At 68.5% G+C, this 5,856-nt stretch carries 7 protein-coding genes; 3 read left to right on the top strand and 4 right to left on the bottom strand.

Annotation, left to right across the window (positions count from 1 at the left end; genetic code table 11):
* Positions 1-45 precede the first annotated feature (45 nt).
* Both ACREE8_RS18175 and ACREE8_RS18170 read right to left on the bottom strand, forming a co-directional pair.
* Positions 46-1,770 carry a DUF6504 family protein gene (locus ACREE8_RS18175; RefSeq protein ID WP_431574417.1) on the bottom strand — a complete coding sequence of 575 codons (1,725 nt, stop codon included), beginning with the start codon at positions 1,768-1,770 and terminating at the stop codon, positions 46-48.
* On the bottom strand, positions 1,697-2,413 hold the full coding sequence (locus ACREE8_RS18170) for an ImuA family protein (protein ID WP_431574416.1): 717 nt from the start codon (positions 2,411-2,413) through the stop codon (positions 1,697-1,699). The genes ACREE8_RS18175 and ACREE8_RS18170 overlap by 74 nt, the downstream gene beginning before the upstream one ends.
* Positions 2,414-2,646: 233 nt before the next feature.
* On the opposite strand from ACREE8_RS18170, the gene ACREE8_RS18165 reads away from it, so the two are divergent.
* Both ACREE8_RS18165 and ACREE8_RS18160 read left to right on the top strand, forming a co-directional pair.
* Positions 2,647-2,778, top strand: coding sequence for a hypothetical protein (locus ACREE8_RS18165; RefSeq protein ID WP_431574415.1), 132 nt, complete (start codon positions 2,647-2,649; stop codon positions 2,776-2,778).
* A 33-nt stretch (positions 2,779-2,811) separates the two neighbouring features.
* Positions 2,812-3,132: a hypothetical protein gene (locus ACREE8_RS18160; RefSeq protein ID WP_431574414.1), complete on the top strand. Its 321-nt coding sequence runs from the start codon at positions 2,812-2,814 to the stop codon at positions 3,130-3,132.
* On the opposite strand, the gene ACREE8_RS18155 is transcribed toward ACREE8_RS18160, so the two are convergent.
* Both ACREE8_RS18155 and ACREE8_RS18150 read right to left on the bottom strand, forming a co-directional pair.
* Positions 3,129-3,917: an enoyl-CoA hydratase/isomerase family protein gene (locus ACREE8_RS18155; protein ID WP_431574413.1), complete on the bottom strand. Its 789-nt coding sequence runs from the start codon at positions 3,915-3,917 to the stop codon at positions 3,129-3,131. The two genes, ACREE8_RS18160 and ACREE8_RS18155, sit on opposite strands and share 4 nt — an antisense overlap.
* Entirely contained in the window at positions 3,914-4,456 is a 543-nt protein-coding gene (locus tag ACREE8_RS18150; protein WP_431574412.1) for a hypothetical protein, read from the bottom strand. Before ACREE8_RS18150 ends, ACREE8_RS18155 begins: the two co-directional genes overlap by 4 nt.
* 130 nt (positions 4,457-4,586) lie before the next feature.
* Between ACREE8_RS18150 and ACREE8_RS18145 the strand changes: the two genes are divergently transcribed.
* Positions 4,587-5,504 (top strand): YgfZ/GcvT domain-containing protein, encoded by a 918-nt coding sequence (locus ACREE8_RS18145; protein ID WP_431574411.1) that lies wholly within the window; start codon positions 4,587-4,589, stop codon positions 5,502-5,504.
* Positions 5,505-5,856 lie beyond the last annotated feature (352 nt).

Raw genomic sequence — 5,856 nt, 5'->3', positions numbered from 1 at the left:
CCCCTACCCCCTCCCGCAAGGGGAGGGGGCGTGGATTCTTTTTGGTCACGCAAAGAGGCCGTGCAGGTACCAGCGCGAGACGGTCTGTTCGCGGTAGAGCCAGAAGCGGCGGCCTTCGCTGTCTTCGACGCGGTAATAATCCCGCGTGTCGCTGACCGAAGAACCCGACGTGGCCGGGCGCCACCATTCGGGGGTGATGCGCTCGGGGCCTTCGACCAAGCGGATGCGGTGCGGGCGGGCGCGCCAGCGGAACGAGGTCGGCAGCGCTTCGGATTCGATCGCGTCGGTTTCGAGCGGCTCGGGACGCGGCAGCAGCCGCACCGGGCGGACCGTGGTGAGCGCGATCGCGGTCCAGCGCTCGGCCTTCCCGGCCAGGGCCGGCACCGGCGCCACCGCGCGCTCGGGCAGATGGCTTTCCTGCGGGGCCGGACGCGTCAACCGCACGGGGACGGGCTCGTTGGCGAAGCGGCCATTGGCGAAGAGATCGGCGAGTGCCGCCAAGGCCGCCTCGTCGACCGCGCGCTCGATCGCCGTCTCGTCGAGGGGCTCGGCGGATTCGATCGTGGCCGGCAGCAGCGGTATTTCGATGGAAACACGCTGCGCGGCTTGAGCGCGTTTCTGGCTTTGCGCCCGGGCCTGGGCCAGCACCAGCTGCAGATCCTCGAGCGGCTCGGCCTGCGTCGCCGTCAGGCTCATCGCCTCGATCCCGAAGCCCGGATCGAGCCGGTCGAACAGCTTGGCGAAGAGCCGGCGCAGCGCGTGGGGATCGCGGTTGGGACGGCTGGTCCCGATCGAGAAATGCTGCAGGCTGCCATCGACGCGGAAAAGCGCCAGACGCAACTGGCGGGCCCCCAGCTGCTCCGACGCCAGATGACCGCACAGCCCCGCCAGCATCCGGTCGAGCGCCGCGGCGATCGCGGGCGCCTCGACGATCGGCTCGGCAAAGGCGAGCCGCGCCTCATGCGGGCTCGCCGGCGTGCGCGGATTGATCGGTTCGTCGATGCGGCCCAGCGCCTGGTCGAGCCGGCGCGCGGGCTCGAGCCCGAAGCGGCGCAGCAGCGCCGCGCGCGGCAAGGGGTAAAGCTCGGCAATGGTCTTGAGCCCCAGCCGCTCGAGCTCGGCGGTCTGAACCGGTGACAGGCGCAGGGCGGCGACAGGCAGGCCCGCGATCGCCTCGCGCGTCCCGCCCGAGGGCAGGATGACCGTGTCGCTGTCGCGCGCGAGCGTGGCGAAGCGCGCCGCAGCCCAGGCCGCACCGGGCGTATCGGCGATGGCGAAGCGGATGCGATAGCCGAACCGGCGCAGGCGTTGCGCCAGATCCTCGATCATCCGAGTCTCGCCGCCGAAGAGATGGGCGCAGCCGGTGATGTCGAGGAAAATCCCGTCGGCGCCATCGACCGCGACCCAGGGGCTGAAGCGCGCGCACCAATCGGCAAGCTGCGCCAGCGCCGCCGCATCCTTGTCGGGATGGCTCGGCCGCACCGCGAGATCGGGAACCAGGGCCCGCGCATCGGCCAGCACCATGCCGGGCACGAGGCCCGCGGCCGACGCCGTCTCATCGATCGCGGCCAGGAGCGCGCGGCCGTTCGCGGCCGTGACCGTCACCAGCGGGCGCGATGCTTCGGAAGCCCAGCCAAGGCGCGGCTCGTTCAGCCGGACCTTGCCCAGCCGCACCTCGCGATGAACCGCAAGCCCCTCAGCGCGCCGCGACGCGATCTTGAGCCGGTCGGTCGCCCAATGCGGCAGCCACAGTGATACCACCCGTTTCACGACAACCCTCCAACAACCAATCTCCGGTTCGACCCCCGCGGCAGCGCAGCAACGAGACGCGCCAGCGCGGCTTGGCGCCTTGCGCATTCGCCGACCAGACCTGCCAGCGCGTCACCGCCGCGGTCGGATTGCGCGAGGGCCCGCGGCGCAGCAGCAGGCAGGCGATGCCGCCGGTCTCGGCCGCAAGCTGCAGCCGCCGGCTGGCGGTCAGGTCGATCTCCTCGATCTCGCCCAGCACCGCGGCGAGGCCGGGGCAGCGCAAGCCTTCCTCGAGCGCGCGCAACAGCGCCTGCGGGCGGCGGAAGTCGGCCAGCAGCACGCGGTTGGGCGAGAGCCCATAGCGCGCGAGGCCGGGGGCATAGATGTCGGCGCCGGGCGTCCAGAGCACCGGGCGCTGCGAGGCCTTGACCAGCCGCCCCAGGAGGAAGGCGGCAAAGCCGGTGGCAGCGGCGCTGCCATCGATCGAGGCGATCTCATGCAAGGCGCCCTGCACCAAGCCGCCGCCCAGCGCCTGGTCCAGCTCGGGCAGGCCCAGCCGAACCCGCGCCGTGGCCGCCCCGGGACCGAAGCCTCCGACCGCCGCCTTCAGCGCCTCGAGCCGGGCCGAAGCCGGGGAACTCGTGATTGCCGCTCCATCCGCCATCGCTGCTCTCCTGCTGCCCGGACCGACGGCCGAAAACCGTCCTCTTCGGGGCAAAACGTCCCGTTCCGCTCGTTGTTCCTGTTTTGTTCTAGATATTCCCAAACGAGGAGTCAAGAGCCGCCAAGCCTCCCCGGCCCTGCCTCAGGGGGAGAACGTCTCGTTTTTGGGCAGCGCCCGAGGGGCGCTCGGTCCAGGACTGGCCCTCCAGCACCTCGATCGATTCCGAGGATACGATGGGCTTCAGCGCCTTGGCGAATATCCGGCCGATGATCGAAACCATGCCGCTCGAACGCGCGTCGGAAGCCTATGATCGAATGATGAGCGGCAAGGCCCGCTTCCGGATGGTGCTGACGACCGGGAAATAAATGTCGGCCGGCTGAGCCAGAAGGCGGCCGCCCATGCAACAACGTCGGAGCCCCATTCTACGCGCGATTTTCCTGGCCGGTCTTCTGGCCGCGGGACTTTGTCATCCTGCCCGCGCCGACACGGCCGACGGCGCCACTACCGAGACCGCGATCATCGTTCCGGCGACCAACGAGTTCGAAGGGGTGGATGCCGAGTATGGCTATATCCAGGATCACTATCCCGGCTGGCAGCATGCGCAGCAGTCGCTGATCCAGGACGCCGGCAAGATCTACGACCGGATCGAGATCGTCGGCCCCGACGGCATCCGCAAGACGATCTATTTCGACATCACCGACTGGTTCGGCAAACCCTAGCCGCCGCTGAAGCGCGGTTTGCGTTTCTCGGCGAAGGCCGCCAGCCCCTCGCGATAGTCGGCGCTTTCGACCGCTTCATAGGCCTCGCGCCATTCCTCGGGGCTGAGGGGCTTCGCATCCATCAGCCGGCGCGCCATGCGCTTATGCAGGCGATGCGAGCTCGGCGCGCCATCGGTCAGGCGGCGCAGCGTCTCCGCCACCTCGGTTTCGAGCTTCTCCGCCGGCACCACGCGCGTGACAAGCCCCTTGGCTGCAGCTTCGCCCGCCTCGAACAGCCGGCCCTCGAGCAGGATCTCGAGCGCGGTCGCGCGGCCCACCGTCTCGATCAGATCGCCCAGCTCCGGCCAGGGCATCACCACGCCCACCTTCTGGATCGGCACGCCGAAGCGGCTGCCTTCGGCGGCGATGCGCAGATCGCACATGATCGCGATCTCGAGCCCCGCGCCGACGCAAGCACCCCGGATCATCGCCACCGTCGGCAGCTTCAGATCGCGCAAGCCATGAAGCGCCGCCACCATCACGCGACCATAGGCCTCGGCATCGCCGGCGGTCGCGCGCGTTCGGGCGAACTCCGCCAGATCGGCGCCGGCGGCGAAGGCCTGGCCGGCCCCCTGGACCCGCAGGGCGCGCAAGGACGGATCCGCCTCGATCTCGCGCAGAACCTCGCCCAGCCGATGCCACATGGCGAGATCGAGCGCGTTCAAGCGCTCCGGCCGGTTGAGCGTCAGGGTCGCGACGGCGCCCTCGCGCGTCAGCAACACCGAATCGGAAGCGGCCTGGCTCATGTTCCGGTCCGCTCCTGGCGCGATTTCAAGATCAACGCGCCCAAAAACACCAGAAGACAGAGGCCGAAGAAAACAATCAGGACGAGAGCCAGCGCGAGGTTCTCGGCGGGCGCCAGCGCGAGAATGAATCCTCCCAGCGCCACAAACCCCGCGCTTACAACGGCCAGGAAAACCAGGCCAAGCTTGCTATGGCCGCGCAACGAATTCTGCAGGCTTTCGCGATAGGTCAGGCGCTCTTCGGAGTAAGGCAACCCTCGCGTCAGCTGTTGCACATAGCCCGCCGTGAGCGCGGTCACAGCCAGGACCAGCAGCATGAGATAAATGACGGAGTCATGGGCCAGCCTGACAATGGCGATGAGCAGCGGAATGATCGCCAAGAGCAGGATATAAAGACGCTTGATCGACCTGCGCAGCCGCTCGGCGGTCTCGGCGTCCGTGATGATGCGGCCGCGGCCGTGGGTGCCATACGGATAGAAAACGTCGCGGCCCTGCGCATCCTTGCGGAAGCTGGCATTGGTGAGGCCGTCGAAATAGCCCATCCCCCGAGTCTCCCTGGTTCGAACACGGATTCCAGACGCTCCGGGCCGCCAGGGCAAGGCCCATTTCCCTTACTCACTTTGGGGCCGTAGCGCCCTTGCCAAGCCGGCAGCGCTCACCGATCTTAAGGCCATGACTTCCGCACCGAGTTCCCAGAGCTTCTATCTCCTGCCCGAAAGCCGTGGCGTCCTTGCCATTGCGGGCGACGACAAGACCGAGTTTCTGCAGGGCCTCGTTTCCAACGATGTCGCCAAGGCCGGCCCTGCACAGGCGCTCTATTCGGCCTTCCTTACGGCGCAGGGCAAATATCTGCATGACTTCTTCCTGGCCGAGGCCGGCGGCAGCTTCTACATCGACTGCGAGGCCGGGCGGCGCGACGACCTGAAGCGCCGGCTCTCGCTCTACAAGCTGCGCTCGAAAGTGACGATCGCCGACGCGACCGCGAGCCATGCGGTCGCCCTGCTGTTCGGCGGCGATGTGCTGACGCGTCTCGGGCTCAAGCCGGAACCGGGCTCGGCCAAGGCTTTCGCCGGTGGCGTCGCCTATGTCGATCCGCGCCTGGCAGCCCTCGGTGCGCGCGCCGTGCTGCCGCGCGAGGGTGCGGCGGCGACCCTCCAGGCGGCGGGATTCACGGCCGGCGACAGCGCCACTTACGATCGCCTCCGCATGTCGCAAGGCGTGCCCGACGGCAGCCGCGATCTGCCGGTCGAGAAGGCGATCCTGCTCGAGAACGGCTTCGACGAGCTGCATGCGATCGACTGGAACAAGGGCTGCTATCTGGGCCAGGAGCTGACCGCGCGCACGCGCTATCGCGGCCTCGTGCGTAAGCGGCTGCTGCCCGTGACGATCGACGGCCCCACCCCCGCGCCCGGCACACCCGTCATGCTCGGCGACAAGGAAGCCGGCGAAATGCGCTCCGCCATCGACGGCATCGGCCTGGCGCTGCTGCGCCTCGAGCATGTGGAGGGCGCGCCGGCGCCGACCTTGCGCGCCGGCGAGGCGACGCTGACGGCGAAGAAGCCCGACTGGGTGAAGCTGCCGGAGACATAAACTTAATGTGATCGCTACGCTCTACTTTCAAGCTTAGAGCGCGCTCTACGCCAACCACGCCCCCTCCCCTTGCGGGAGGGGGTAGGGGGAGGGGAACCACGAGTGCGGGCGAAAGCCCGCTCCGTCTTCGATCTTCCCCACCATGCACCTGTCGCGAATCTAGGCTAGCTTCTGAGGCGATCGACCCTATCGCTTGAAGGAGCTCTCTCATCATGGCCCGCCCCCGACTGCGCGACCTCGGCATCGTCACCGGCCGGCTCGATCCGGGACCGCTCAATGCCATCACCGATGTCGAGGGCGTGCGGGTCGGCCATTCGACCCTGATCAGCGATTCCCCGCGCGTGGTGCGCAC

The organism is Hypericibacter sp. (assembly GCF_050729195.1).
Lineage (GTDB): Bacteria > Pseudomonadota > Alphaproteobacteria > Dongiales > Dongiaceae > Hypericibacter.
This window is presented reverse-complemented; position numbering and strand designations above follow the sequence as displayed.

What these genes read in the sequence shown, in the direction of transcription:
- ACREE8_RS18170 (WP_431574416.1), bottom strand. Translation starts at nt 2,413, where the DNA reads ATGGCGGATGGAGCGGCAATCACGAGTTCCCCGGCTTCGGCCCGGCTC.
- ACREE8_RS18150 (WP_431574412.1), bottom strand. Translation starts at nt 4,456, where the DNA reads ATGGGCTATTTCGACGGCCTCACCAATGCCAGCTTCCGCAAGGATGCG.
- ACREE8_RS18160 (WP_431574414.1), top strand. Translation starts at nt 2,812, where the DNA reads ATGCAACAACGTCGGAGCCCCATTCTACGCGCGATTTTCCTGGCCGGT.
- ACREE8_RS18155 (WP_431574413.1), bottom strand. Translation starts at nt 3,917, where the DNA reads ATGAGCCAGGCCGCTTCCGATTCGGTGTTGCTGACGCGCGAGGGCGCC.
- ACREE8_RS18165 (WP_431574415.1), top strand. Translation starts at nt 2,647, where the DNA reads ATGGGCTTCAGCGCCTTGGCGAATATCCGGCCGATGATCGAAACCATG.
- ACREE8_RS18145 (WP_431574411.1), top strand. Translation starts at nt 4,587, where the DNA reads ATGACTTCCGCACCGAGTTCCCAGAGCTTCTATCTCCTGCCCGAAAGC.